This window comes from Marinomonas foliarum (assembly GCF_016906065.1).
In the GTDB taxonomy this organism is placed as follows: domain Bacteria; phylum Pseudomonadota; class Gammaproteobacteria; order Pseudomonadales; family Marinomonadaceae; genus Marinomonas; species Marinomonas foliarum.
Genome location: NZ_CP070273.1, coordinates 2,170,751 through 2,196,376 on the forward strand (window position 1 = coordinate 2,170,751; position 25,626 = coordinate 2,196,376).

23 protein-coding genes are annotated in these 25,626 nt (G+C 44.2%); 12 read left to right on the forward strand and 11 right to left on the reverse strand.

Features of this window, described 5'->3' with window-relative positions; all coding sequences use genetic code 11:
• Positions 1-120: 120 nt before the first annotated feature.
• The 3 genes from JSY38_RS10015 (at position 121) to JSY38_RS10025 (ending at position 4,491) form a co-directional block, all read left to right on the forward strand.
• Entirely contained in the window at positions 121-1,329 is a 1,209-nt protein-coding gene (locus JSY38_RS10015) for an MFS transporter (RefSeq protein ID WP_114413167.1), read from the forward strand.
• A gap of 188 nt (positions 1,330-1,517) precedes the next feature.
• A complete protein-coding gene (locus JSY38_RS10020) occupies positions 1,518-3,668 on the forward strand; it encodes an FAD-dependent oxidoreductase (RefSeq protein ID WP_205113128.1) in 2,151 nt (716 codons plus the stop codon).
• Between the two features lie 4 nt (positions 3,669-3,672).
• Complete coding sequence (locus JSY38_RS10025) at positions 3,673-4,491, forward strand: DUF547 domain-containing protein (RefSeq protein WP_205113129.1); 819 nt, start codon at positions 3,673-3,675, stop codon at positions 4,489-4,491.
• Here the strand turns inward: JSY38_RS10025 and JSY38_RS10030 are convergent.
• Complete coding sequence (locus JSY38_RS10030) at positions 4,486-5,394, reverse strand: LysR family transcriptional regulator (protein ID WP_205113130.1); 909 nt, start codon at positions 5,392-5,394, stop codon at positions 4,486-4,488. The two genes, JSY38_RS10025 and JSY38_RS10030, sit on opposite strands and share 6 nt — an antisense overlap.
• 129 nt (positions 5,395-5,523) lie before the next feature.
• On the opposite strand from JSY38_RS10030, the gene JSY38_RS10035 reads away from it, so the two are divergent.
• Positions 5,524-6,249: a sulfite exporter TauE/SafE family protein gene (locus JSY38_RS10035; RefSeq protein ID WP_205113131.1), complete on the forward strand. Its 726-nt coding sequence runs from the start codon at positions 5,524-5,526 to the stop codon at positions 6,247-6,249.
• 2 nt (positions 6,250-6,251) lie between these two features.
• Here JSY38_RS10035 and JSY38_RS10040 read toward each other — a convergent pair whose 3' ends face one another.
• The 4 genes from JSY38_RS10040 to JSY38_RS10055 form a co-directional block, all read right to left on the reverse strand.
• Positions 6,252-7,103: an ABC transporter permease gene (locus JSY38_RS10040; RefSeq protein WP_205113132.1), complete on the reverse strand. Its 852-nt coding sequence runs from the start codon at positions 7,101-7,103 to the stop codon at positions 6,252-6,254.
• Positions 7,103-7,951, reverse strand: coding sequence for an ABC transporter permease (locus JSY38_RS10045; protein WP_205113133.1), 849 nt, complete (start codon positions 7,949-7,951; stop codon positions 7,103-7,105). The genes JSY38_RS10040 and JSY38_RS10045 overlap by 1 nt, the downstream gene beginning before the upstream one ends.
• Before the next feature lie 115 nt (positions 7,952-8,066).
• A complete protein-coding gene (locus JSY38_RS10050) occupies positions 8,067-9,215 on the reverse strand; it encodes an ABC transporter substrate-binding protein (protein ID WP_205113134.1) in 1,149 nt (382 codons plus the stop codon).
• 16 nt (positions 9,216-9,231) lie between these two features.
• Positions 9,232-10,302: an ABC transporter ATP-binding protein gene (locus JSY38_RS10055; RefSeq protein WP_205113135.1), complete on the reverse strand. Its 1,071-nt coding sequence runs from the start codon at positions 10,300-10,302 to the stop codon at positions 9,232-9,234.
• A 185-nt stretch (positions 10,303-10,487) separates the two neighbouring features.
• Here JSY38_RS10055 and JSY38_RS10060 point away from each other — a divergent pair, with 185 nt between their 5' ends.
• The 4 genes from JSY38_RS10060 (at position 10,488) to JSY38_RS10075 (ending at position 13,683) form a co-directional block, all read left to right on the forward strand.
• The gene (locus tag JSY38_RS10060) at positions 10,488-11,285 is read left to right on the forward strand and encodes an MBL fold metallo-hydrolase (RefSeq protein ID WP_205113136.1); all 798 of its coding nucleotides are present in this window, start codon (positions 10,488-10,490) and stop codon (positions 11,283-11,285) included.
• On the forward strand, positions 11,282-12,343 hold the full coding sequence (locus JSY38_RS10065; protein WP_205113137.1) for a LacI family DNA-binding transcriptional regulator: 1,062 nt from the start codon (positions 11,282-11,284) through the stop codon (positions 12,341-12,343). Before JSY38_RS10060 ends, JSY38_RS10065 begins: the two co-directional genes overlap by 4 nt.
• Positions 12,333-13,103 (forward strand): inositol monophosphatase family protein, encoded by a 771-nt coding sequence (locus tag JSY38_RS10070; RefSeq protein ID WP_205113138.1) that lies wholly within the window; start codon positions 12,333-12,335, stop codon positions 13,101-13,103. Before JSY38_RS10065 ends, JSY38_RS10070 begins: the two co-directional genes overlap by 11 nt.
• A gap of 64 nt (positions 13,104-13,167) precedes the next feature.
• Complete coding sequence (locus JSY38_RS10075) at positions 13,168-13,683, forward strand: YgjP-like metallopeptidase domain-containing protein (protein ID WP_205113139.1); 516 nt, start codon at positions 13,168-13,170, stop codon at positions 13,681-13,683.
• Between the two features lie 73 nt (positions 13,684-13,756).
• Here JSY38_RS10075 and JSY38_RS10080 read toward each other — a convergent pair whose 3' ends face one another.
• On the reverse strand, positions 13,757-14,422 hold the full coding sequence (locus JSY38_RS10080; protein WP_114413155.1) for a 7-cyano-7-deazaguanine/7-aminomethyl-7-deazaguanine transporter: 666 nt from the start codon (positions 14,420-14,422) through the stop codon (positions 13,757-13,759).
• Positions 14,423-14,621: 199 nt separating this feature from the next.
• Positions 14,622-15,119, reverse strand: a complete 498-nt coding sequence (locus JSY38_RS10085) for an HPP family protein (protein ID WP_205113140.1) — start codon at positions 15,117-15,119, stop codon at positions 14,622-14,624.
• A gap of 112 nt (positions 15,120-15,231) precedes the next feature.
• Between JSY38_RS10085 and JSY38_RS10090 the strand changes: the two genes are divergently transcribed.
• Complete coding sequence (locus JSY38_RS10090; protein WP_205113141.1) at positions 15,232-15,786, forward strand: TetR/AcrR family transcriptional regulator; 555 nt, start codon at positions 15,232-15,234, stop codon at positions 15,784-15,786.
• A 24-nt stretch (positions 15,787-15,810) separates the two neighbouring features.
• Here the strand turns inward: JSY38_RS10090 and JSY38_RS10095 are convergent, their stop codons facing one another.
• From JSY38_RS10095 to nhaC, 4 genes are all read right to left on the reverse strand, one after another.
• Positions 15,811-16,668, reverse strand: a complete 858-nt coding sequence (locus JSY38_RS10095) for a PA4780 family RIO1-like protein kinase (RefSeq protein WP_114413153.1) — start codon at positions 16,666-16,668, stop codon at positions 15,811-15,813.
• Positions 16,669-16,771: 103 nt separating this feature from the next.
• The gene (locus JSY38_RS10100) at positions 16,772-17,671 is read right to left on the reverse strand and encodes a hypothetical protein (protein WP_205113142.1); all 900 of its coding nucleotides are present in this window, start codon (positions 17,669-17,671) and stop codon (positions 16,772-16,774) included.
• A 336-nt stretch (positions 17,672-18,007) separates the two neighbouring features.
• Complete coding sequence (locus tag JSY38_RS10105) at positions 18,008-19,258, reverse strand: DEAD/DEAH box helicase (protein WP_205113143.1); 1,251 nt, start codon at positions 19,256-19,258, stop codon at positions 18,008-18,010.
• 178 nt (positions 19,259-19,436) lie between these two features.
• Complete coding sequence (gene nhaC / locus JSY38_RS10110; protein WP_114413150.1) at positions 19,437-20,924, reverse strand: Na+/H+ antiporter NhaC; 1,488 nt, start codon at positions 20,922-20,924, stop codon at positions 19,437-19,439.
• Positions 20,925-21,660: 736 nt separating this feature from the next.
• Between nhaC and JSY38_RS10115 the strand changes: the two genes are divergently transcribed.
• The 3 genes from JSY38_RS10115 to JSY38_RS10125 are packed head-to-tail and all read left to right on the forward strand — an operon-like array spanning position 21,661 to position 25,561.
• Complete coding sequence (locus tag JSY38_RS10115; RefSeq protein ID WP_114413149.1) at positions 21,661-22,392, forward strand: response regulator; 732 nt, start codon at positions 21,661-21,663, stop codon at positions 22,390-22,392.
• A complete protein-coding gene (locus JSY38_RS10120) occupies positions 22,392-23,222 on the forward strand; it encodes a substrate-binding periplasmic protein (protein WP_205113144.1) in 831 nt (276 codons plus the stop codon). The genes JSY38_RS10115 and JSY38_RS10120 overlap by 1 nt, the downstream gene beginning before the upstream one ends.
• The gene (locus tag JSY38_RS10125) at positions 23,222-25,561 is read left to right on the forward strand and encodes an ATP-binding protein (RefSeq protein ID WP_205113145.1); all 2,340 of its coding nucleotides are present in this window, start codon (positions 23,222-23,224) and stop codon (positions 25,559-25,561) included. Before JSY38_RS10120 ends, JSY38_RS10125 begins: the two co-directional genes overlap by 1 nt.
• Positions 25,562-25,626 lie beyond the last annotated feature (65 nt).

Sequence of the window (25,626 nt, forward strand, 5' to 3'; positions counted from 1 at the left end):
TATCTGCCCCTCTTTGGTGCTTTTTGCTTTAGAATAACGCCTGTAATTTGTCCGTAAGGTCAGCTTTTAAGTGCATCTTTTTAGTCGATGGCTTAATTTTCATTCTAATAAGGAAGCGAGATGCCAAACTCCTCTTTTCAATCATCAACCACCGAGCCGAAAACTCAATGGTTAAACGTTATTTTGCTGTGGGTGGCGGGTATCTCTGCTGCGATGCAATTTGCTAAGTTTTCTGTGTCGTTTGATGGTTTGCTGGAGCATTATCAGATGGGGGCGACGTCAACGGGCGCGGCGCTTTCCGCAGTGGGTATTGCTGGATTGGTGTTTGGTGTGTCGGCGGGCATGATTGCCAGTCGAGTGGGCTATTTGAAGGTATTGGTGGGCGCTTTGCTGCTAGGCGGTTGCTTGTCTTTGATTCAATCTACATTACCACATTTTAATCTATTGTTTGTGACCCGTATGCTGGAAGGCTTTTCTCAGTTGGGTGTGGTTGTCGCTGCGCCCACTTTGATTGCTAAATTAAGTGCCCCGCAACATAAGTCTTTGACCATGGGGATTTGGGGGACGTTTTTTGGTGTCGCGTTTGCGTTATGCGGTTGGGCTGGAAAGAGCATTTTAGACCAATACGGTTTGCAGACATTGTTTTTGAGCCATGGGCTTTTTATCACCGCAATCGGTGTGGTGTTGTTTTTCAAGCTAAGAAAAAATCCGGTTTTGGACTTGGTACCAGTGACAGAGATGCAAGACGGTTTTATTAGGCAAATGATCAAGATTTATCAGAACCCTCGTGCTTTGCTGCCAAGCTGTGTGTTCTTGTTTTATACCTGCACTTTGGTGTCTGTGTTGACCTACGTGCCTGGTTTGATTGGCGATTCTACATTGCAGAAGCTGATGATGGTTGTGTTGCCACTCATTAGTACAGGCGGTACTTTTTTAGCGGGTGCTATTGCGCAATATCTCATGCGACCACAGCGTGTTGCTTTGATGGCGTATTTTGGCGTTGCCAGCAGTGCGGTAGTTTTGTCATTAATCAGTGGCTCGGCTGAACTCTTCTGTGTTGTGGTTGGTGTGATGGTGTTGTTTCTAGGAATGGTACCTGGCTCTGCGCTAGCGATGATTCCCACTCTGGCTCGCAACCCAAGTGAGCAAGCGCAAGGTTATGGCTTACTTGCCCAGTTCGGCAATATTGGCGCAACGGTTGGGCCTCCGGCGTTTGCAACGGCAATCGCGGTTTATGGTCTTTCTGGCTTGGTCGTGTTGGTCTTGTGCGTTTGTTGTTTTGGCGTGTTGTTTAGTCTTTTAGCAGGGCGTATAAAAGCCGTTTTATAAACCGCGATTTATTCTTTTGGCCGTGTTTGCTTTAGTCAGGCGCGGCTTCGTTTTCTGCTCTCTGTGGATTATTTAAAAAATAATCCTTCTTGCTGTAATAATTCCAGTCTGTATTCTGTCTAACTACCATTAACGAATTGATTAATTGTATTTTTCCCGAGTCGCAAGGCTCTTTCGGAGTTCTACTAATGAAAAAAATTGGATTGCTGGTACTGATTGCGGCATTGGCAGCGGGCTTTTTCTATTTTGATTTGCACCAGCTATTAACGTTAGAAGGCTTGAAATCGGGCTTGGTACGATTTGAAGAGTGGCGTGCAGTCAGTCCGTTCTTGGTGGGTGGAGGGTTCTTACTCTTATACGTCATTGTGACGGCGTTGTCTTTGCCTGGGGCGGTCATTATGACCTTGGCGGCAGGCGCACTATTTGGCTTGCTGTGGGGCACTGTGATTGTTTCTTTTGCCAGTTCCATTGGTGCGACCTTGGCGTTTCTTGTGTCCCGTTACCTGTTGCAAGACACAGTGCAAAAACGCTTTGGTGATCGATTAAAGGCGATTAATGAAGGAGTCGAAAGAGAAGGCGCGTTTTATTTATTTACTCTTCGTCTTGTGCCTCTTTTTCCTTTCTTCTTAATCAACTTATTGATGGGGTTGACGACGATTCGTGCTTTGACTTTCTATTGGGTGAGTCAAATCGGTATGTTCGCAGGCACTCTGGTGTACGTCAATGCAGGAACTCAGCTTGGTCAATTGGAGAGTTTGTCGGGTATTTTGTCACCGTCTTTGCTGTTGTCTTTTGTCTTGTTGGGTGTGTTTCCGCTTATGGCCAAGAAAATTGTCGATCTGGTGAAAGCGCGCCGTGTGTATGCTGGATTTAGCAAACCAAAATCCTTCGATCGAAATCTGATTGTCATTGGTGCGGGTGCTGGTGGCTTAGTAAGTGCTTACATAGCAGCGACAGTAAAAGCCAAAGTCACCTTGGTCGAAGCCCATAAAATGGGCGGTGATTGCTTAAATTATGGTTGTATTCCGAGTAAGGCATTGATCAAAAGTGCGAAAGTCGCACATCAAATGCGCCATGCTGAAAACTATGGTTTGAACAGCAGCGAGCCGACGTTTTCGTTCAAAAAAGTCATGCAGCGAATCCACGATGTGATTGCGACAATAGAGCCTCATGATAGCGTTGAGCGTTACAGCAAAATGGGTGTCGATGTGGTGCAGGGTTACGCCAAGTTGATTGACCCTTGGACGGTAGAAATTCAACGACATGACGGCGACACGCAACGTTTGACTGCGCGCAGTATTGTGTTGGCAACCGGCGCTCGCCCTTTTGTGCCGAATCTGCCAGGTTTAGACGAGGTGGGTTATTACACCAGCGATACCATGTGGGACGCCTTTGCTAAGTTCGATGAGCCGCCGAAGCGCCTTGTGGTTTTAGGTGGTGGCCCGATTGGTTGTGAATTAGCGCAGAGCTTTGCTCGTTTAGGGTCCAAGGTTACACAAGTGGAACGCTCGGCTCGTATTATGGGCCGAGAAGACGAAGAAGTGTCTAAGCTGGCACAAGAAAGCCTAATTCAAGATGGCGTGATTATGCTGACTTCTCACAGTGCCGTACGTTGTGAAAAAGAAGGCGATGTGAAGCGTTTGATCATTGAGCATGATGGACAAGAATCGATCATTGAGTTTGATGCGCTCATCTGTGCAGTTGGCCGCGAAGCGCGTCTGGAAGGTTATGGTCTAGAAAATCTGGGAATTGAAACCAAGGGCACCATTGTCACTAACGATTATCTGGAAACTCTTTACCCCAATATTTTTGCCGCAGGCGATGTGGCGGGGCCATATCAATTTACCCATGTGGCCGCTCATCAAGCTTGGTACGCGGCGGTGAACGCTTTATTTGGTACCTTTAAAAAATTCCGTGTCGATTATCGAGTGATTCCTTGGACCACCTTTGTTGATCCTGAAGTGGCGCGAGTGGGCTTGAGTGAACAAGACGCCAAAGACCAAGGCATTGCTTATGAAATGGTGCGTTACGAATTGGATGACTTGGATCGCGCCATTGCCGATAGTGCGGCAAAAGGCTTTGTCAAAGTGCTGACGGTGCCGGGCAAAGATAAGATCTTGGGAGTGACCATTGTTGGCGAACACGCTGGGGATTTGTTGGCAGAATTTGTACAGGCGATGAAACATGGTCTTGGCCTGAATAAAGTCCTCGGCACGATTCATACTTATCCAACATGGGCGGAAGCCAATAAATACGCTGCCGGTGAATGGAAACGCGCACACGCACCGCAACGTATTTTGAACTGGCTGGAAAAATACCATGCTTGGCGTCGAGGTTAAGTTGATGAAAAAGCTTCGTTTATTGGTTTTAACGTTATTGAGTGTCTCCTTCGCTGGCCTGTTCAGCGCTCAGGTGATCGCGGCAAATACCTTCGATCACAGTCAATGGGATGCATTGCTAAAACAGTATGTGTTACCGCTCAATGGCGGTCAGGCAAGCCAAGTGGATTATCAAGGCTTTGCCGATGATAAGGCGCAACTGGATCGCTACTTAGCGGATTTGTCTAAGGTGAAAAGCGGCGAGTTTGATGCTTGGCCGAAAGACGAGCAATTGGCGTTTTTGATTAATGCTTATAATGCGTGGACAGTAGAATTGATCCTGACAGAGTGGCCGGATTTGGATTCGATTAAAGATCTCGGCAGCTTTTTTAGTTCGCCGTGGAGTAAGTCTTTTATTCCGCTATTGGGTGAAACGCGATCTTTGGATGATATCGAACATACCTTGATTCGTGGTTCAGATCGTTATCAAGACCCACGCATTCATTTCGCGGTGAATTGCGCGAGTATCGGTTGTCCTGCGCTTCGTAATGAAGCTTATACGGGCAAGCGTTTAGATGCTCAGCTAGACGAACAAACGCGACTTTTCTTGCAAGATCGCAGTCGGAATCGAATAGATAATGGCAAGCTAGCGTTGTCGTCGATTTTCAAATGGTATCGAGAAGACTTCGAAAAAGGCTGGAAGGGCTATTCATCGTTGGAACAGTTTTTAGTCGATCACGCAGTGGATTTGTCTTTAAACCCTGAAGAGGTTCAGAAGCTTAAAGACAAAGATATGCCCCCCCGTTTTCTAGATTACGATTGGTCGTTGAATCGTACTTTATAAATCGCTTCCCGTGCTGTTAGAAAAGCCTTTCATCATTTCCCAGAATGCGTTCGCTTGCGAACTCTGGGTTTGATGGCGTAAGCGAATCATAAAAATGGGCAGCTGATTCTGTGAGGTAAAATTCTCCACTTCAATCGGCACCAATTGTCCGTTACTCAATTCTGCCTGAATGCAATGCTTCGGCATGCGTGCCCAACCAAGTCCGTGCACCAACAAGGTTTTCTTCGCTTGAAAATCGTTTACGTACCAGCGTTTGCCTGTTGGTAAAACGTACCTATGGCCATTTTCTGAGGCGTTGGCCGTGGTGTCGTTGACCAAAATTTGGGGAATGGCGTACAAGGATTGTTGCTTGATCTTGGTGTCGCTGGTGTTAAGCGTGGCGAGTAATTCTGGGCTGATCACAGCAATCATAGTGATTTTATTCAGCTCGATAAAGGCGTGTCTGTCATCGAGCCCGTATCGTGGGCCAATGGCGATTTCGCATTGGTTCTTGGCGAGCTTTTCTTGCACTCCATAAAGGTGGTCTGTGGTGATGTCCAAGGCAATATCCGCGTGCTGGCGCTGAAAGGCTTTGATTCGTGACATGCAGTTATCGTCTAACGCCATTTGGCTTAAACAGAGTTGCAGTGGCGCTTCTGTGCCTTGGGCGAGGTCATTGCCTAAGTTTTCCAGTTGCAGAGCCTGAGACATGAGTTTTTGGCTTTGCAGGAAAAAGGCATGGCCTTCAGGTGTCAGCGTCGGCCGATAGCTGTTGCGGTCGAACAATAGAAAACCAAATTGCTCTTCTAGTGCTTTTACGGCCGCGCTAATGCCTGGTTGTGTTTTGTGAATAGCGTCTGCGGCAGAACGAAAACTGCCCGTTTCGACCACGGCAATAAAGGCTCTTAATTGATCCAGTTTCATGATGGTCTCAAGATGATTATTAATTTGGATCGTTTTGATAATAAAACGAGATTATTTATTGTTCATTATTTGCCGTATTATTGCACGCATAAAACGAGTCATGTCGTGAGATATTTGAAGGAGTGAAACGTGGATACTACGGTTGTTGTGTTGTTTTTAGCGGGTTTAATTACCGGCTTTTCTAAATTTTCTATTGGCGGCATGGGATTATTGGTCCTGCCTATTGTGATGATTGCTGTCCCAGGGCCTGAGGCGTTAGCCATTTTATTACCTCTGTATATTATTACCGACATCATGGCGGTGTTTAGCTATCGGTCTAAAATCGCTTGGTCTGTGTTAGCGCGCTTTTTGCCTTTGGCTTTTCTCGGGGTGTTTGTCGCCAGTCATTTCCTCGCAAACATTAACGCGGAACAGTTTGTGAGTTTTCTTGGTGTGATGATACTTGCCATGATTGCGCTTGGATTATATCTGGATTACCGCCCAACCTCTTTTATGCAGAAGCCGCTCGCGGCTTATTCCATGGGGTTTATTGGCGGGATTGTGACCATGATGGCCAACGCAGCGGGACCGATATTTAGCTTGTTCCTATTGGAGCAAAAGCTGGATAAGAAAACCTATGTTAGTACCCGCGCGTGGGCATTTTTCATTATTAACGTGGTAAAACTGCCATTTTATATCAGCCTCGGCTTGCTTTCAGTTGAGAGCACAAAAACCAGCTTATACGCAGTGCCTGGATTGGTGATAGGTTCTTTCATCGGCTACTACGTATTAAAAAAAGTGAACCCAATCCAATTCAAATGGTTAATTCGCATTATGTCGACGGTCGCAGCCTTGAAGCTGTTTCTGTTTTCATAGTGTTATTTTCCTAGTTTAGATAGCATCTCAGGTTTCATAAATTTGTGAATGATGACCATAAATAGGATGGACGGCACAAGAAGAATCAATGCGGTGATTGAGGCGATCTGATAGTTCCCTTCCATACTGGCGGTGTACAGCAAGAGTGGCAATGTGCTGATATTCGGCGAACCAACAAAGAAAGTCCCGGTAAATTCGTCTAATGACTCTAAGAAGACAAAAATACAGCTGGCGATAAGCCCAGGTGCGGCTTGTGGTAATACGATATGAAAGAAGGTGTAGAAAGGCCCTGCCCCCAAATTCCGAGACGCACGTTCTAGCATTGGGTCAGTTGATGAAAATGCCGCGACACTGATCCAGATAGAAAACATCAAACCATGAACACTATGGACTATGATCACACCTGGTAAGGTACCGTTTAAGCCAAATTCATAAAACAGCCGAGCGATGTTCATGTACACGGTTAAATTTGGAAATGCTTGAGGGATTAAAAACAGTAACATCCAAAAAATACGCAATGGCATACTGCGTTTGGAGAGAGCATAGCCCGCCGGAATTGAGACGATCATACAAACCACCACGGTTAATACCGCAATCAGTAAGCTGGTAAATAATGAACCAGACACATCGCTATAAGGGTTAAATACTTGCTGCCAATATTTGAATCCCCATTGGCTTGGGAGCGCATGAGGAAAGTACCAACTCTCCGTTACGGTCCAAATCAGTAAGTTCATGATAGGGCCAAATAATGCCAGTGCGAGCAATAAGATAAAGACACATTGCAGCCAAAAACTGAACCGCAAAGAGCGAATGTTGAACTTGTCTAGCAAGGCTTTATGTTGTGGATAGCTCATTAGTTAGCCCCTTTTTCTTTGAGATTTTGGCGCAGATAAAACCAAGCTAAGCCAGCGCAAATACAGTACGACACCAAGCCTAGTGCGTTCGCTACGTGATAGTCGCCATAAGAATTGATGCGGAACGCCATGTCCGCCGTCATCATGGTAGGTGAGCCTGTGCCTATCATCAGTGGAACGGATAATACGGACATCATGGTGACAATGGATAACACCATGGCAACGCCTAAAGTCGGAATAATTTGTGGCAAGATAATCTGAAATAGAATACGCAAACGTGACGCGTCTAAATTGCGAGCAGCACGGATTTGAGAGTCGTCCAAGGCGGCCATGGCGCCAGAGATTAACAAGGTCGAAAAGGCCAATTGCTTCCAGACAAAGGTAATAATGATGCCGCTCCAGCCAAGGAAAGACACGGTGTCCATGGGCGTTAGTAAGCCAGAAGCGACAAAGGCATTATTCATTAAGCCATTTTTTGCCAAAAAGGTGCGCATCATTTGCGCGGTGACAATAAAGGGAATGAATAAAGGCAAACGATAAAGAAAGGCCAGTGTTTTCGTTAAAGTACGAAAAGGCGATAAAGTAATCAAAGCGGCGATGGTGATGGATAATACCGCTAAAATGACGACCGAAATCAACACAATGATGATGGTAAAAAGGATGTCATTTGAGTAAAGCTCAAAGGCTTTGCTTAAATGGCTGAGAGTGATACTGCCATCATCTAATGTAATGGCTGAATAAAGCGAAAATCCCAATGGGTATAGAAAGAAAATACCGACCATGAGCGCGGCTGGGGCGATTAACCAAAGAGGGTTCTTTAGTAGGTTGTGTGATGTCGTTTGACGCATGTTTATTTCCAATGACCAACACAAGAGAAAATGGCCCCGAGCAGAGTAATTCAGAAAATTCGTGCTCAGGGCTTAGGTTGAGCGAGTACTTCGCTCAGTGGCTTAGCTCACAAAACTAGTTAGAAACGTTTCGCTCGTAGCCTTCTTTGATATCATCAAAGTACGGCCCAATCGGGAAGCTTTTTCCATATTTAGATAAATCGTTCGGTGTGATTTCTGCGAACAATTTTTCCCATGTGGCTTTATCAAGCTTGGCTTCTACATAATTCGCATCAATGCCTGGATACCAGTTGAACTGCTTCACAATACCGTTGGCTTGAATTTCTGGGCTGGTGGCTAATTCAATGAACTCGCGAGCCAGTTGAGGGTGCGCAGCTTTGGTTGGCGTCACGTAGTACATTGGTTGTCCCGGCATACCTGGTGCAATCAAAGAGAGTTTAAGCGATGGTGGAATCTTGCCTTGCTCTTTCCAGCTATAGAACATGTCGACCCAAACTGGCCCCATAAAAATCTCACCACGGTTTAGCATGTCTAACGTGCCTGCGTTGCCTGGTGTGAAAGTGATGTTCTTGTTGAACTCTTTTAGTTCGGCAAAGGCTTTGTCCCAAGAAGACTCAACACTTTTGTCGTACGGCATGGCAGACAATGTATGAGCATCTGTACCATAAGCGTAAATCCAACCTGTAACGAAGCTCACGCCAGACATGCCGTTTTTAATGCCGTTGTAGCCGAAAGATTTAGGGTGCTTTTGCGTCCACTTAACCAATTCGTCATAAGATGTTGGTGGGTTTGTAACGAAATCACTGTTATAAGCGATAGCGGTTTGGCTATGAAACATAGGCATAACGTAACCATCAACATTAATGCCGAGGGCATTTTTTGCACTGTCTCTGGATACCATTTTGCCAGTGTTAATATCGCTGCGATATTTTGCAAGCAGTCCATTTTCAACCAATTCACCACCAATTTTCTGGTGTACAACGGCCACATCAATGTCCCATTTATCCATACCGCTGTCGCTTTGTGCCGATAGCTTTTCCATAATTTTGTGGGAGCCCGCATCACCTGGGCCTGTACCAACTACGTTGACTTTCACACCTGGGTGCGTTGCTTCAAATTTAGGAGCAAGGTAGGTTTTTACGTAATCCACCATGTTTTGACTGCCGGCAGAAGCCACGTTCAGTGTGGTGTCTGCGTAAGCAAAAGTTGAAAATTGAGTAAGGCCGACAGCGGCAATTACGGCGATATTCGTTTTAGTAAACATGATTCATCCTCATTGATTAAACAGTAACGGCATGGTTTTTTTGATGCTTGGCATGTTCTACGCTTTTAGTGAAAGCATGCAGAGCATCGGTGGGAACGCGTAAAGTAACGGGAGTATTCTCAGGTAGATTCTGGTCGTGATCCGCCTGTATGGCGTGCTTCCCGCAGCGCACACTAATTTGGTAGTTATTGCCAAAGAACACACTTTGTTCGACGTGGCCGTTGATCACCAAGCCCGTATGGAAGTCATCTTTGCTTGCAGGTTGCTGAGTCGATAGCACTGCATTTTCACTACGAAAATAAATGTCTAATGGAGTGGCATGGTTACTCAGGTTTAGACTGAAAGCGTCGTCGTTAGTGGGCCACTCGATATGGTTTTCTGCCCCCATAAAGTCGGCAACAAAAGGCGTACTTGGGTGGTGATAAATTTCTTCGGGTGTACCAATTTGTTCTATTTTTCCTTGGTTTAACACGGCGATTCGGTCCGCCATTACTAGGGCTTCTTCCTGATCATGGGTGACTATGAGTGAGGTGAAGCCAAGTTGTTTTTGCAGGGCTTTGATTTCATGGCGAACACTTAGCCTTACCTTTGCATCAAGATTCGAAAGTGGCTCATCGAGAACCAGCACATCGGGTCTGATCGCCAACGCACGAGCCAGAGCCACTCGTTGACGCTGCCCTCCTGACAAGGCGGTAACCTTCTCATTTTCTAATCCCTCTAACTTAACGATGCTCAGTAACTCGCTAACTCGGCTTTCTATTTCTGCCTGTTTGGCTTTTTGAACTTTGAGCCCGTAGCCGATGTTTTGTGCGACGGTCATGTGAGGCCAAAGAGCGTAACTTTGAAAGACCATGGTAATGTTGCGTTTTTCGGCGGGAAGCTGAGAAACGGCTCGGTTACCGGCAAAAATTTCGCCATTACTAACAGGAACGAAGCCGCATAAGGCATTGAGTAGCGTGGTTTTTCCACAGCCAGATGGACCGAGTAAGGCAATCATCTCGCCTTGCTCAACGGTTAAATTGATATTGTCTAATATCATTTTTTTGCCGTAGCCTGCCTGTAAGTTCTTTATGTGTAAGTGCGCCATGCCTTCTCTTTTCTCCAAACCGATAAAACGAGTGTCGGTAGGATTTTTGAAGTTTTTTTAACAAATGAACACGTGTTCAGTGATTTGTAAAAAAAATGCAATCTCTAACCGACATTATGGTGGCCTACTTTGTCGGATCTTTATGACAATTTAATTAAGCTAAAAAGACATCTTGGTGAGGCAGTATGAAAATTGACGTAATTGGTAGTGGCAGTGCGTTCTCTAAACGCAACAATACCTCCTCGATTAGAATTATAGATTGTCAGCAAAACCAATGGCTTATCGATTGTGGGCCAACGGTGCCTCGGGCGATTTGGCAGCGAAATATTGGTGTGAATGATATTCAGGTAATTTATTTTACTCACATACATCCAGACCATAGCTCAGGTTTAGCCGCGTTGATTAACCAATGGAAAAGTTTCAATCGCACGGAGCCTTTGACTATTTTTTGCCAAGCCGAACAGCAGCAGCCTCTAAAAGCGCTGGTGGAGTTGGCTGTGTGGCCGGAAACTCAGGTGTGTTTTGAGATTCATTGGCAGGACATTGCGGACCAATTCGAATGGAAGCACTGGCACATCCGCACAGCGAACACTCAGCATGAAATGGCGAACAAAGCGATTCGAATTACGGCCGATGAAAAAACCTTGTTTTACAGTGGAGATGGTCGTCCTACTGCTGCTAGCCAGTCGTTGATGAAAGATGTGGACATGGCTTTTCAGGAATGCGCGTCTTTTGAGGCTTTATCTAATGACTCCTCTCATGGGGATTTGCCAGGTTGTGAGCGCTTGCTTGTGGACACTGGTGCTAAGGCGTTGGGGATTTATCATTGTTTTGATGAGGCGATACCGAGTTTATTGCAAGCTGTGAGGGATATTCCTGACATGTTTTTGAGTCGAGATGGTCTGCTGCTGGATTTAGACGATATCGACCTTAGTCATCATGCCTTTGATTCTATTTCAATAGGACAAGGAGGAAAAGTGTGAGCGATTCTCGGGGTGGACGATCTGTGTCTGCCGAAGATGTTGCGAAACTCGCTGGCGTGTCTCGTGCGTCTGTGTCTCGCGTGTTTAGCGATCAAGGCAATGTGGCTCGCGAAACCCGCGAAAAAATATTACAGGCGGCGAATGAGTTGGGTTATCAAGTCAATTTTTTGGCTCAGGGTTTAAACCGTAAACGCAGCCAGTTAGTCGGTGTGGTGGTGGCGCGCTTAAGTGATCCTTTTCGTAGCAGTTTGCTTGAGGGCTTGTTGAGTGAAATTCAGCGTAAGGGCTATCAAGCCCTCGTTACAGAAGTGCGTGATGCGGACGAATTGGAAATGACCATTCGGCGCTTTACGCAATTTCGTGTGTCGGGAGTGGTCGTCACATCCGGCCAGCCACCAGTGGAATTGGTTAAAGAGTGCGTACAACATAATATTCCTGTCGTCGGCATTAATCGTCATATGGATATCCCTGATGTGGATTTTGTCTGTTCCGACAATAAAATGGCAGCCGTTCTTGTTGCGGAGCAGTTTGTGCGTTGTGGCTGCTCGTCTATTGCTTGGCTGAATTATAAAGACTCTACTTGGTCTGGTATCAACCGTGGTGAGATGTTTTGTCAGGCCACGGCTGAGATAGGTCTATGTGATGAGAGCGATTTACTTCATATTATCGCCGACATGGATGGATATGAAGGGGGAAGGCAAGCAGCTCACGTCTTTTGTGCTGAAGGTGGGAAAGTCGATGGTGTGTTTTGTGCTAATGCTCAGCTGGCCTGCGGCTTTTTGGATGGGATGCGAGAAAATGGCTTTGATGCCCCCCAAGACTTTCACATCATTGGCTTTGATAATACGCCGCAAACTGCGCAATACAGTTATCGCTTGACGACGATTCATCAAGATGTCGAGGAAACCGCGAAGCGTGTCTTATCTTGCTTGGAAGCCAGGGGGCAAGATCCCTATATTGATCAAACTATAGAAGAAATACCGGTCAAATTGGTGATTAGAAATACCTCGCCAGACTTTGAATTGACCAGCATAAGGACAAAAGAACATGCAAGATAGCTATCAGATTTTAGAAACCGCAATTAGAGCGGCTGGCAAACGTGCTCAAAGCTTTCGTCAGTCTGGATTGTCAGTAACCACAAAAAGTCGGCAAGATTTTGTCTCTCAGGCAGATGTTGCGGTTGAAGCAGAGTTAAAAGAAGTGATTCGAGGCCTATTCCCAGACGATGGTTTTTTGGGGGAAGAAAGTGGTCTGGTTCAGGCTTCAAACCCAGAAAACAATGGAGTCTGGGTGATTGACCCTATTGATGGCACCACTAATTACGTTCAAGGTATGGACTATTGGTGTGTTTCCGTCGCTTATGTAAAACACAAAGAAATCCAGATGGGCTTTGTTTATGCGCCGGATAGAGAAGAATTTTTTATCGCCAAGAAAGGTCAAGGTGCGTATTTGAATGGCGTGCAATTAACTATTCATGAGCCTAAACAAGGTCAAGCACTGCTTGGACTAGGTCGGTCTAATCGCCGACCAGTACAAGAATACTGTGATCTTATCTTGATGTTGGATAAACAGAATATCGAATATCGACGTTTTGGTGCGGGTGCACTCATGCTGGCTCATGTGTCATCTGGGTTGGTTCATGGCTATTTTGAGTCTCATCTAAACAGTTGGGATGCTTTGGCGGGCTTGCTGTTAATAGAAGAAGCTGGCGGGCAAGTGACGGACTTCCTTAAGAACGATGGGTTGTTAAACGGTAACCTGGTTTGGGCTGCGAGCCCACAGCTGTGGCAAGACTTGAGACCACTGTTAAGTTCTTGAATGGTGTTTTTTCAATAACTCTGCGAAGATTGTCGGCCTTTAAAATACGTGATCGATAGAGTCTATGAGTCAGAATACTGGGTTTACAAACTATCTTGGTGCTTACAGCGCACAGGTTCAACAGCAAGCGCAAACTTTGTTGGACTCGGAGAAGTCTGGTGAGTGGTTATTAAAAAAATACCCAGTAGCTCACACCTTAAATGGCCCTCGAGCTTTGTATGATTATGCGATGGCTTTGAAGAACGATTTTATGCGCAGTTCGCCGCCGATCAGCAAAGTCATTTATGACGACAAGATCCACATTATTAATAACGCGCTTGGGTTACATACTTTTGTCTCTAGAATGCAGGGCAGCAAGCTAAAAGCGAAACATGAAATTCGTATCTCATCTTTGTTTCGGCGTATTCCTGAGCCGTTATTAAAAATGATCTTGGTACATGAGTTGGCGCATCTTAAAGAAAAAGATCACAACAAGGCGTTCTATAAGCTGTGCTGTTATATGGAAGCGGATTATCATCAACTGGAGTTTGATTTGCGCTTATATTTGAGTCATCGAGAACGATTCGGCGACTTATGGTAAGTCAGTGGAAGGAAGAAGAGAGCGAACATAAAAAAGGCCTATTTCTGATCAAATAGGCCTTTTTTAAACTATTTTATGCGTTGGCTAGCTTGAAGTCTGGCTTAATCGCGGTGAGCTTTTTCGTTAAGTAATTCAATAACACGCCATACATTGGGATAAATAGTCCAAGACTGATGATCAGCTTAAAGCCGAAATCAGCCAGTGCAATAGCTTGCCAATGTTCCGCCATAAATGCATCAGGGCTTTGGTAGAAGGCGATCCCAAAGAATGCCAAGGTGTCTAATCCATTGCCAAATACGGTTGACGCTGCAGGAGCGACCCACCATGCTTTTAACTGGCGAAGTCGATTAAATACCTGAATATCAAGAACTTGACCTAGCAGATAAGCCATTAAGCTTGCTATAGCAATACGCCCGACAAACTCGTTGAATGAAGCGAGTGCTCCGAAGCCTTGAAACTGTCCCTGCGCAAAGACAACCGATAGCACATAAGACACGATTAACGATGGAATCATCACTAGGAAAATAATTTTTCTAGCTAATGCTGCGCCGAAGATTCTGACTGTTAGATCCGTTGCCAAAAAGATAAACGGAAAGGTAAATGCACCCCATGTGGTGTGAAAACCCGCAACGGTGAAAGGGATTTGTACTAGATAATTGCTTGAAGCAATGATTAGTAGGTGGAACATTGCAAGGTAGCAAAGCGCCTTGCCTTTTTGCTCAGATGTGAACGTACTCATATTGTGGCCTTTTTCGTTTGCTTGGGGTGAGGGAACCCAAATTAAAAAGCTCGCTTTTAATTGACGAACTTTCAGCGTTTTCTATTTTATACATCTGACCATAAGGTCAAATGCGGAGCGGAATTATACATGAAACGCTTGGTTAAAAAAGATCCAGCTGTAAAAAATCCTGTAAATCTCCGGCTATCGGCTATCTCGTTTATTTAGTGGGCTTGATTGGGTAGCCAATGCGAGAGACCCAGTTATGGTAAAACCAACCAAATAGAATAATAAGCAAGCAGCCAGATAGAACCGGTGAAAGCAAAAATCCCCATGACGCATTGATTGATAATACTAGAAGCGGATTAGCGCCTGCGGGGGGGTGTAATGTATTGGTTAGCATCATCAAGGAAACACCAACGCCAACACTTACGGCCATTGTTAGTGGTGTCACGTCCCAAAATTGTAAGCTAATCAGCCCTATGGTTGTCGTTAGTAGATGGCCTCCTAGAATGTTTTTGGGTTGAGCTAATGGGCTATTTGGTAAAGCAAATAAAATGACCATGGTCGCGCCAAAAGGGGCCATGACTCCAAGATACTCTGGTGCAAATTGAGCGCCTTGAGCAATCATAAATATACATAGGGTTGCTCCTATTCCTGCCAAGCCGATAGTGAAGCATCTTGATTGGTAAGATGATCGAAAAAATCTCGATAACATGAATGTATTCCCCTAAGGTTCAAATAATCAGTGGGAGACTGATCTGTCTCCCTGATAGTAGACAAGTCTGTTCACCCATGTCAATATTCATTTTAAGTGAGGGAGAAGAGAAGTGACGAAACCTGATTTATTAATACACACGGCGTTTAAGCTTTTTTATCTGCATGGTATTCATGCGGTTGGAATCAACACTATTTTGGCTGAAACGGGTGTGGCGAAGAAAACCTTGTATCATCATTTTGCGAGTAAAGAGGCATTGATAGAGGCGGTATTGATCTATCGTGACCAAATATTTATGGATTGGTTAACGGCCCGAATGATGTCGGCTGGCGATGGCAAATCCGCCGTTTTAGGCTTGTTTGATGCGCTAGATGACTGGTTTCACGATAGAGTGGACGTATTGCTTCCCTTCAAAGGCTGTTTTTTTGTCAAAGCGAATGGTGAATTTTCTGATCACATGGTGAATGACATTTGTCAGCGCCATAAGCAAAATATAACGTCTTTTATCCAAGCAAACCTTGTTGGTCATTCATCGGAATTATCTGCAGTTGATTTAGCGCAGAGTATCAGTGTGTTGAAGGAAGGAGCGATTGCCCAAGCTTACGTTGCAGGTGACTTAGATGCGGCCAAGAGGGCAAAAGACATGGCTGTTGCCCTCTTGGGGTAAGAATTCAAATCTGTACCTGATTGATCAGTCTTCATCCTCGGAGCTGTTGATTCGAGCTAGCCTATCTTGCTCTTCCTCGAAGGCATCTTGGATTTCTTGTAAAACAGAGTCCACATCGGCTTCTTCGGTCGGTTCTTCGAAGTGGCCAGTTAACTCCGTGTGTGCGGTTAGCTTGCCTGCTTCAAATAACGCCCACATTTCTTTGGCGTATTTGGTTTCCAATAGTTCTGGTGCGAACATGCCGTAGTAGTTGCGCATGTTGTTTACGTCGCGTTCTAGCATCCATTCAGCATTATTGTTTGCGACAGCGTCGACAGCTTGAGGAAGGTCAATGATGACAGGGCCATGGGAGTCTACTAAGACGTTGAATTCCGATAGATCACCATGAATTAAGCCAGCAGACAGCATGCGGACAATGTCTTTGATGATGGTGTCGTGATCGCGTTTAGCTTGTTCAGCGGTGAGAACAACATCATTCAGTCGTGGAGCAACATCGCCGCTATCATCGGTGACAAGCTCCATCAATAAGACGCCATCGAAGCAGCCATAAGGCGTTGGGGCGCGTACACCTGCCGCCGCCAATCGGTATAAAGCGTCGACTTCGGCGTTCTGCCAAAGGTTTTCTTGTTCATCGCGGCCAAACTTAGAGCCTTTTTCCATCGCTCTAGAGCGACGGCTATTGCGCACTTTCCTGCCTTCACGGTATTGAACAGCCTGTTTAAAGCTGCGTTTACCGGCTTCTTTATAGACTTTTGCGCAACGGATCTCTGATCCGCAGCGAACTACGTAGACAGTCGCTTCTTTTCCGCTCATTAATTGTCGAAGTACTTCGTCTACTAAGCCGTCTTCGATGAGTGGTTGTATTCTTTTAGGGATTTTCATGCGGCTCGTTATACAGTGATTAGGTGGCTAATGAAACAACCAGGAATAGAAAATAGACTTTTTCACTGGTGTTACGAAATCGTGTTTACCTGCCATTACGGTCTTATTCGTTGATTTCACGCTTGTTATATTCGCTCCTCACCAGATATTCGATCATTTCATTGATTTTCATGTTCCTGTCTTCTGCTAGCGCATTGAGCTTTTGTTTGGTGTTGAGAGTCATGCTAATGCTATAAGGTTTCTTGCCGCTAGATTTCTCACGAAATTTTTTCTGGCTCCAAGCCTTCTTCATTTTATCAATGATTAATACTTTACGGTCTACGTTATCAGATAAATCAATAGTAGCAATAACTGCCGCTTTTTTTTCTGTGTCTGAGGTCGGTATCCAGGCCTGCTCTAAAGGTCTTTGAGTGATATTTTGTAGATAAGACCATGCCCAATGCCATTGTGCTGGGTTGTTTTCTTCTAGCCAATTGATCAGCGTATTATTAGTCTGTATCTCCTGCCATTTTACTTTCAGTGCTTCTAAGATGTCTTGTTGCTGCTTGTGATCGGCTTCGCCATCATAAAAAGCTGTTAATACGTCACTTTGCCTTTCCGCTGGTGTTTCTCTTTCAATAATAAATGCTTTGTTTGACAGTAATTGTAATGAATTATTGGTGTCGGCTGTGTCGAGTTCCGGCTTTTTAGTGAGGCGCTTTAAGTGACACCATAACCAGTTGCATAAACGCTCATCTTTTTTATCAATCCACCTGAAATAACTCGAAGGAAGTTGAGTGGATCTAAAAGCGGTACGCATTTGCGAGGCGAAGTTTTTAGGTGCTCGATTTTTATTAATCAAACTCTCTAGTTCCTCGTTGAGTTTTGATAAACGATCTTCGAGAGACTCCCCTCGTAAATTTCTTGCTGAGCTTCCTTTAATTGTTTTCAGTAAATAATCCGCATAAAAGGCACATTCTCTTTCTGATGCTGCTTCTAAAACTTCAGCGTTGCTTCTAATCATGTGGTCGATCCTTTTTTGACTGTTTTTTGTTTAAAAATACAAAATATTACTGTGTAGAGTTTTTCGTAAATCTTACGTGTATTTTAGTAATCTTACGGTAAATTTACAGTGAATCCATAGTAATTAAAAGAGTTTTTCTGATGATTTTATAGTGACTAAAAAGTCCGTTTTTGTGTAAGTGGTAAAAAATGTTTGCATGCAGGAACTAGATCAAGAAGTGAGTGGCTTTATGGGTACAGAAAGGCAAAATGTAAAAATACCGTGACGTCATCGGTTTATGACGGCGCGGTATTTTCATTGAGAGGGAAAAGGGTTCGGGGGGTAAGAGGTGAGCTTTTAGCGTCGCTTTCTTTTCGGCTTTTTATCTGTTGATGAGGAAAAACCGAGCGCTTTGGCTCTTAATTCTTTTTTGGAGGGTTCACGTCGTTTTGCTGAGTTATCAATAATATTAAGGTCAGGCTCAAAGCCCGAAAGCCATTGGGGGATGAACTGCTCATCGAGCATCTTTTCAATATCGGTTAATAGATAGCGCTCTTTTTCAGTGATCAAACTGATGGCAATACCTGTTGCGCCTGCTCGCCCCGTACGTCCTATACGGTGAATATAATCTTCGGCATTGTAGGGCAACTCGTGATTAATAACGTATTGCAACTGATCGATATCAATACCCCTTGCAGCTACATCGGTGGCCACAAGAGCACGAACTTTGCCATTTTTAAAGTCAGTTAATACTCTATCTCTTGCGCCTTGGGATTTATCTCCATGGATAGATTGGGTCGCTATTCCATCTTTTTGCATCTCTTTTGCTAGTTCATCTGCTCCTTGTTTGGTGCGTGTAAAAATAAGTACCTGTTGCCAGTTCTTTGAGCCGATCAAGTATGAAATAAGCGCACTCTTACGGTTTTTATCAACGGCATAGATGGTTTGTTCAACTTTAGATGCTGTGGTATTTCGATTGTCTACTTCGATGAGTTGAGGATCTTTTAAAAGTGTTTTGCTTAACGCGAAAATTTCGTCATTAAAAGTGGCTGAAAAGAAAAGTGTTTGTCTGGTTTCAGGTAGTTTTTTTAATATTCTTTGGATGTCGATGATAAAGCCCATGTCCAGCATTCGGTCGGCTTCGTCGAGTACCAGTGATTTCAGGTCACTTAAATCAATTAGATTTTTCATTATCAATTCAAGCAGGCGACCAGGTGTTGCGACCAGTACTTGGCAGCCATTTCTAAGTGCATCTAGTTGGACATTAATACTGGCGCCACCATAAGCAACTACTGATTTAATAAGAGTATTAGCACTGTATTTCTCAAAACTTGCATGAACTTGTTGAGCAAGCTCGCGAGTTGGAGTGAGTACAAGGACTTGAATACCAAGAGGGTTATCATTTGATTCTGTCGTAAGAATCTGGTGCAAAAGAGGCAAAGCGAATGCAGCAGTTTTCCCCGTACCTGTTTGTGCACCTGCCATCAGATCTTTTTTAGCTAGCACAGCTGGAATAGCTGCTTGTTGAATAGGTGTTGGGGTTGGGTAACCAAGGTTTTGTACTTGTAGAAGAATGTCTTGGTGAAGTCCTAATGAAGCAAAGCTCATGGGTTTCCTGCTAATAATAAAGATGCAAAGTTAGACTGTATTGTAGCACCTTGCTCTTCTTACTGATGGGCTTTTAACATGTTGAGACTGGGTTATTGGAATAAAACGAGAAAAGGCAGATCTAGGTAAGACCTGCCTTTATTGGTGCATCACATTTTATGTGCGAGACGGTGAGCCATTATTTGGTGGCTACATTGTAATCCATAACCAACTCGTTATTTTTCTTCCATGACTCTTGCTCTTCTGCAGACGCTTTAGGAGAGAAGAAACCTAATTGCGCATAGCTCAAGCCAAGGACAGGAGAGATCCAACAAGCAAAGGCTAGTGGAATATAAAGTAAGTTCTCGAAGTTACCATCGCCAATACTCAAACCTAAAGCACCGATAACAAAAGCACCACCTGCATTCCAAGGAACAAGAGGAGAAATCAATGTACCACCTTCTTCGATTGCTCTAGAAAGGTTAAGTGTTGAGTATTTCATACCGCGATAAACAGGCGCATACATACGGCCCGGTAAAGCGATAGATAGATACGGGTCACCTGCTACTAAGTTAGTCGCAACCGAGGTTAATGTTGCAGAAGTCTGAACGCCTTTAAAAGTGTTTACCCTTGTCATAATGGCGCTGATGACGGCTTCTAAACAACCGGTTCTTTCAAGTGCACCACCAAAACCCAGTGCAATTAAAATCAAGGAAATAGTCCACATCATTGACTGGACTCCTCCACGGTTTAACAGGCTGTTGATCTCATCTGAGCTTGTAGTAATGGAGTAACCGCTATTGGCATAGGTGAGAATGTCATGAACGCCTGCACCCTGAGTGATAGCTGCAACTGCAGCACCGGCAAGAACACCGGCAAACAACGATGGAATAGGAGGCATGCGTCGCACTGCAAGAACAATAACAACCAATGCTGGAGCGAGTAACCAAGCAGATATTTCAAAGTTATTCTGCAAAGAAGTAGTGATGGCGTTAATGCGTTCAAAAGAACTGTTATCACTGCCGATCAATGTGAAACCAGCGATCAAATAAATAACCAAGGCAATCAACATCGCAGGTATAGTCGTTGGCATCATGTTTTTGATGTGAGAGAACACGTCTGTGCCTGTCACCGCAGGAGCTAGGTTAGTAGTGTCAGAAAGTGGTGAGACTTTATCGCCAAAGAATGCGCCAGAGACAACAGCACCTGCTGTCCAATACATTGGGATTTCAAAACCCGCCCCGATACCCATGAGCGCCAAACCAACTGTACCAACAGTCCCCCATGATGTGCCCAAGGATAGAGAAACCACAGCACAAAGAAGCATAGCTGCAGCAAGGAAGATCTGCGGCGATAATAATGTCAGCCCATAATAAATAAGTGTTGGAACGGTACCACTGGCAATCCACACACCGACTAACATACCAACAAGAATCAGTACTGAAACTGATGGCATGGACACGTGGATTACATTGAAAATACCTTTTTCGATTTGCTTCCACTTCAATCCTTGTTTGATCCCGACCAATGACGTGAGCGCCAAACCAATAGCCAGAGGAATGTGTGGGGTGAAATCGCCGAAGTAAAATATTTGAATACCAAGTAACGCAAGCGTCAGTACAACGGGAATAAGAGCAAGCCCTAAGCTTGGCTTATTCATCTCCGTAGATTCTGTGTTTATTGACATAGACGGTTCCTTTGCTTTCTTTTTTGTTGGGAGTAAAGAGGAAGGTGGCATGTGACATGCGATATTCTTCTTTCCTTCATATAAGTTTTAGCAGGAAGACTGAGTTTATTCACGAACAAGTCGTAATACTTTGTATGAACAATGTGAAAGCTAAATAGGACTATAAGCGACGTTTAATAGGCTTTTTAGTAGTAAAGTTAAGTTTGCAAGACTACTTGAAATGCTCTAATGAGAAACAACAATTGAAAAGTAATACGACACAGCCAGTCTATAAAAATAATTTATTACTATTTTTTGCGCTATTTTTGGGCAAATAAAAACGCCACTGAATCCTATATTTAAGTCGACTATTCCCTGTTGTGGTCCCTAATCCACATAGGACAATCAAAAATGCACCAAGGCTGATCTTATCTGATTCGACGACCAGTTTTGTTACATGCCACTGTAAGGGGGCGACATGTTTTTAGAGTTGATGAAGAGCCAAATTTGCACCTATGTCATTAAATGGCTTTATTTAATAATGCTGAGATAATAAAAGAGAACATTCTGTTTACAACTCATCCAAGTATTTACATTTTGTTAATATTCTACGAGAGAAAAGGGTTCTTATCTTTCTACGTCTTAATTGTTATAGTTCTGGAGCAAATCACATAATGATTTGTTCAATATTACAAAATAACGACAAAAATGATCATGAAATATTGGATCCAACTTTTACCTTGTGTAGTGCATCACTATGTTAATGTCAGACAGTAAAATCCTCATTGTTGACGATTCAAGTGTCATCAGAGAGACCTTAGAAAGTTACTTTGCAGAAGAAGGCTATACCGTCACCAGTGCTGAAACAGCCGAAGCCGCAGAACAGTTATTGATTGAGCAAGATTTCGATCTTATCTTGCTGGATATCCGCTTGCCTGGCAAAGATGGCTTAACCTTGACGCGAGAGCTGAGAAGTCGCTCTGAAGTGGGCATCATTTTGGTTACCGGCAAGCAGGATGATATTGATCGTATTATTGGGTTGGAATGTGGGGCGGACGAGTACGTTTGCAAACCATTCAATGCACGTGAAGTATTGGCACGAGGTAAGAACCTAATTCGTCGAGTTCGAAAACAGCGAGAACTGTCCAAGACCGCAGTTGAAGAACCAGTGCTACAAGCTATTGGAACATGGCAACTAGATACGTCTCGGCGTGTGTTAGTAAAATCTGACCGTAGTGTGAATCAACTAACTGAAGGGGAGTTTCAGCTGCTGTTAGCGTTAAAAATGAGCGAAGGTGCCGTCCTGACGCGAGATCAATTAATGGACCGGATTAAGAATCGTACTTGGAACGCTACCGATCGGACGATTGATGTCTTGATTGGGCGAATCCGTCGTAAATTAAGTGAAGACCCTTTATGCCCTCAAATGATCATTACCGTTCATGGTGTTGGTTATCTTTTTAGTCATTCAGCCCAAGACGATTGCTAGTGCTGGTTATTGTTTATAAGTGGACACTGGCCGTTATTTTTTTGATAAGCGCTTCTGTGCCTACTTGGGCAGAGTCGTCGGCTGAGTTAGACAGTTTATCCGGGGCAACGGTAAGAGTGTGTGGAAACAATGCATACCCTCCAGTTACTTGGATAAACAAAAATCAGCAGATTGATGGAATCAATGTGGCCGTTATTCGACGTTTATTCGAGCCACTCGGTGTCACTGTCGACACCTTTCAAGACAGCAATTGGCGGCGTTGCATCAAAGAAGTGGAATTAGGCAATGTAGATATATTGTCTGGTTTTAAAACAGATGTCCGTCAGCAATTTATGACTTATCTTGATGCGCCAATTATTCGGGAGTCTATTTATCTTTATTACCCCATCGAGCACCCTCTTATGTTTGAAGGCTGGGAAGCATTAGCTGGCTTGCGAGTGGGAGTGTTAATGGGTGATAGCTTTGGCAATAAAGTCGACGCGGCACTACATAAATACCCCAGCCTTGAATTTGTTTCTACACAAGATCAAAACTTATTAAAACTGGCTGACAATCGTTTAGACGTCGTCCCTATGGGCGGATTGTCGGGCCAACTAGATCTTCGTCGGCTGGGGCTAGAAGGTAAAATTGGTTACACCAAGACAGATGTGAGCGACTTTTGGTATCTGGCTATTTCCAAAAAATCCTCATTAATTCAATGGCTGCCATTGTTAAACCAACGCTTAAACCAGCTTTTGAAAGACCCAGAAATAGTATCCAAGCTAGTGACTAAATATCACCAAGTTTACAGCGAAGACCTTGATCTAAGTCACAGGAGAGCTGAACAATAATGTCTCAATCAATGAAGTTTTCTTTGCTCTCCAACCTCCTGCGTTACAAAAAAATGCATCCTCTGGCGTATCGTATTTTTATTAAGCTGTTATCAATCAGTTTATTACTAGCACTTATTTCCACCAGTATTCAGGTGTTCAATGAATACCGACGTGAAAAGGCTTCAATGCAGCAGCAAACGGATTACATCACGTCATCCCATATCGAAGGGGTACGCAAGGGGCTCTGGGATTTGGACAGTGAGCAACTAGAGTTGCAGCTAAAAGGTATTATGAACTTTTCTAATGTGAATGCTGTAACACTGCATTCAGCTGACTGGAAAGAAGACATTATTGTCGGCGATAAATCCGCGATTCCAGATAATGGCACGACATTGCCTATTTACTATATCGGCCGTGATGGCGAGCCAACTACTCGCTTGTTGGGTGAATTGACGGTCTACCATGATTTGGCTGCGATTCAGTCAAAGCTGTTTCGTTCCGCCATCGAAATTGCACTTTTTCAAAGCTTATTAGTACTAATTAACGGAGTACTATTGCTGTTAATCGTTCACTTTATGGTGACCCGCCATCTTGAGTACATGGCTAGCTATACTCGTTCAATTGGTGCTGGAAATCTGAAAACGAGACTGGTATTACCGCATAAAACGCCTCGCCAAGACACAGATGAAATTGATTCTGTAGTGAATGCAATGAATGACATGCGAGAAGCGATACTAGAAGACATTAAACAGAAAGATCTGATTGAAGCCGAGTTGCGTTATCACCGTGATCAATTACAAGAGCAAGTGAGCCGACGAACACGACGATTACAAGGTGCAAAAGAAGCCGCAGAAAAAGCCAATGTAGCCAAGAGTCAGTTTTTGGCCACCATGAGTCACGAAATAAAGACACCGTTGAACGGCATTTTGGGGATGGTGGAACTATTGCAAAGTCAGCATCAGACTCCTCAAAGTGCGGAAAAACTCAGTGCTATTTATCAGTCAGGCGAAGCATTGTTAGAAATTCTTAATGGCTTGTTGGATTATGCTCGTCTAGAAGAAGGTATGTACAGTCCTGAGATTCTGCCATTCTCATTGAGTGAATTGGTGAATTCAACGAGCTTGTTGTTCTTGGCACAGGCTCGTCAACAAAACACTACTTTGAATGTCCAAATTAGCGAGCAGCTAGATGAACGTTATCAAGGGGCTGCTGGGGCGCTACGACAGATTTTGTCGAATTTGATTTCTAATGCCATCAAGTTCACTCACGATGGGTCTGTCACCATTTCAGTGGAGCCCGCCCAAGAGCATTCGGAGCAAGCCAAAGGTGTGCTGATTGAGGTGGAAGACACCGGAGTAGGAATTCCGAACCAATACCTTGGGCATATTTTTGAGCGCTTTAGTCAAGCCGATGAAAGTGTAACTCGACGCTTTGGTGGTACAGGGTTAGGATTGGCGATTACCGCTCAACTGGTGCGTGTTTTAGATGGTGAAATGGGGGTTGAAAGTGAAGAAGGGCGAGGCAGTGTATTTTGGTTTTATGTGCCTCTATTAGCGCTAGATCCTCCTCTTAGCTCCATTAGTGATGTGATAAAAGTACCGCAGAAACTGGCGTCTATGTCTATCTTATTGGTTGAAGATACACCAATTAACCAAGCAGTCACCACTGAGCTATTAGAAAAAGACGGTCATAAAGTCACGCTGGCTACTGATGGGCAGGAAGCTCTAAATAAAGCCTCTGAACACCTCTTTGATTTAATTTTAATGGACATTCATTTGCCCTTGTTAAGTGGTTTAGATGTGGCTGATCAAATACGTCATTGTGACCATATCAATGCGCGCACACCAATTGTTGCACTAACGGCGAACGTGCTACCAAGTAATGTTAAACAATGCCACGACATTGGAATTCGGGCTGTTATTCCAAAACCATTTAAACGCGAATTATTATATCAAGTGATGGGTGAGCAATTAAGCCGGAGTTATCAGTTTGATGACGGTCAAGAAAGTGTCACAGGTCTGATTAATTCAAGCCTTATACATTCCCACTTAGTGGCTTTGGGTAAACAGCGTTTGCAGAAATTGATGTCATTATTCTCTACAGCGGTGGAACGAGGCTTGGAAGAAATGGCTGAAATGAATGCTCAGCAAGACCTCTATGAGATTTCTGATATTGCTCACCGACTAGCGGGCGATGCCGATGCTGTAGGAGCTCAGGCCTTAGCTTATGCCTTCCGCGAGTTGGAAAGCCGTTGTAATGCCAATGGCGAAATAGACTTGAGTGCTGATATTACGAAGTTGACGCCGCTATATTTCTCAACTCTAGCACTATTAAAAGAGACGTTAAAAAATGCCTAATAAGTATTCATTATCAATCTCGGAGTGATGCCGGTCTTTTTTGGATAATAGTTACAAAACTCGTC

Excerpts from the sequence above, each read along its gene's own strand:
- JSY38_RS10100 (WP_205113142.1), bottom strand. The coding sequence starts at position 17,671 with ATGATTAGAAGCAACGCTGAAGTTTTAGAAGCAGCATCAGAAAGAGAA.
- JSY38_RS10070 (WP_205113138.1), top strand. The coding sequence starts at position 12,333 with ATGCAAGATAGCTATCAGATTTTAGAAACCGCAATTAGAGCGGCTGGC.
- JSY38_RS10075 (WP_205113139.1), top strand. The coding sequence starts at position 13,168 with ATGAGTCAGAATACTGGGTTTACAAACTATCTTGGTGCTTACAGCGCA.
- JSY38_RS10055 (WP_205113135.1), bottom strand. The coding sequence starts at position 10,302 with ATGGCGCACTTACACATAAAGAACTTACAGGCAGGCTACGGCAAAAAA.
- JSY38_RS10030 (WP_205113130.1), bottom strand. The coding sequence starts at position 5,394 with ATGAAACTGGATCAATTAAGAGCCTTTATTGCCGTGGTCGAAACGGGC.
- JSY38_RS10115 (WP_114413149.1), top strand. The coding sequence starts at position 21,661 with ATGTTAATGTCAGACAGTAAAATCCTCATTGTTGACGATTCAAGTGTC.
- JSY38_RS10025 (WP_205113129.1), top strand. The coding sequence starts at position 3,673 with ATGAAAAAGCTTCGTTTATTGGTTTTAACGTTATTGAGTGTCTCCTTC.
- JSY38_RS10040 (WP_205113132.1), bottom strand. The coding sequence starts at position 7,103 with ATGAGCTATCCACAACATAAAGCCTTGCTAGACAAGTTCAACATTCGC.
- JSY38_RS10045 (WP_205113133.1), bottom strand. The coding sequence starts at position 7,951 with ATGCGTCAAACGACATCACACAACCTACTAAAGAACCCTCTTTGGTTA.
- nhaC (WP_114413150.1), bottom strand. The coding sequence starts at position 20,924 with ATGTCAATAAACACAGAATCTACGGAGATGAATAAGCCAAGCTTAGGG.
- JSY38_RS10050 (WP_205113134.1), bottom strand. The coding sequence starts at position 9,215 with ATGTTTACTAAAACGAATATCGCCGTAATTGCCGCTGTCGGCCTTACT.
- JSY38_RS10085 (WP_205113140.1), bottom strand. The coding sequence starts at position 15,119 with ATGTTATCGAGATTTTTTCGATCATCTTACCAATCAAGATGCTTCACT.
- JSY38_RS10080 (WP_114413155.1), bottom strand. The coding sequence starts at position 14,422 with ATGAGTACGTTCACATCTGAGCAAAAAGGCAAGGCGCTTTGCTACCTT.
- JSY38_RS10060 (WP_205113136.1), top strand. The coding sequence starts at position 10,488 with ATGAAAATTGACGTAATTGGTAGTGGCAGTGCGTTCTCTAAACGCAAC.
- JSY38_RS10125 (WP_205113145.1), top strand. The coding sequence starts at position 23,222 with ATGTCTCAATCAATGAAGTTTTCTTTGCTCTCCAACCTCCTGCGTTAC.
- JSY38_RS10020 (WP_205113128.1), top strand. The coding sequence starts at position 1,518 with ATGAAAAAAATTGGATTGCTGGTACTGATTGCGGCATTGGCAGCGGGC.
- JSY38_RS10015 (WP_114413167.1), top strand. The coding sequence starts at position 121 with ATGCCAAACTCCTCTTTTCAATCATCAACCACCGAGCCGAAAACTCAA.
- JSY38_RS10105 (WP_205113143.1), bottom strand. The coding sequence starts at position 19,258 with ATGAGCTTTGCTTCATTAGGACTTCACCAAGACATTCTTCTACAAGTA.
- JSY38_RS10095 (WP_114413153.1), bottom strand. The coding sequence starts at position 16,668 with ATGAAAATCCCTAAAAGAATACAACCACTCATCGAAGACGGCTTAGTA.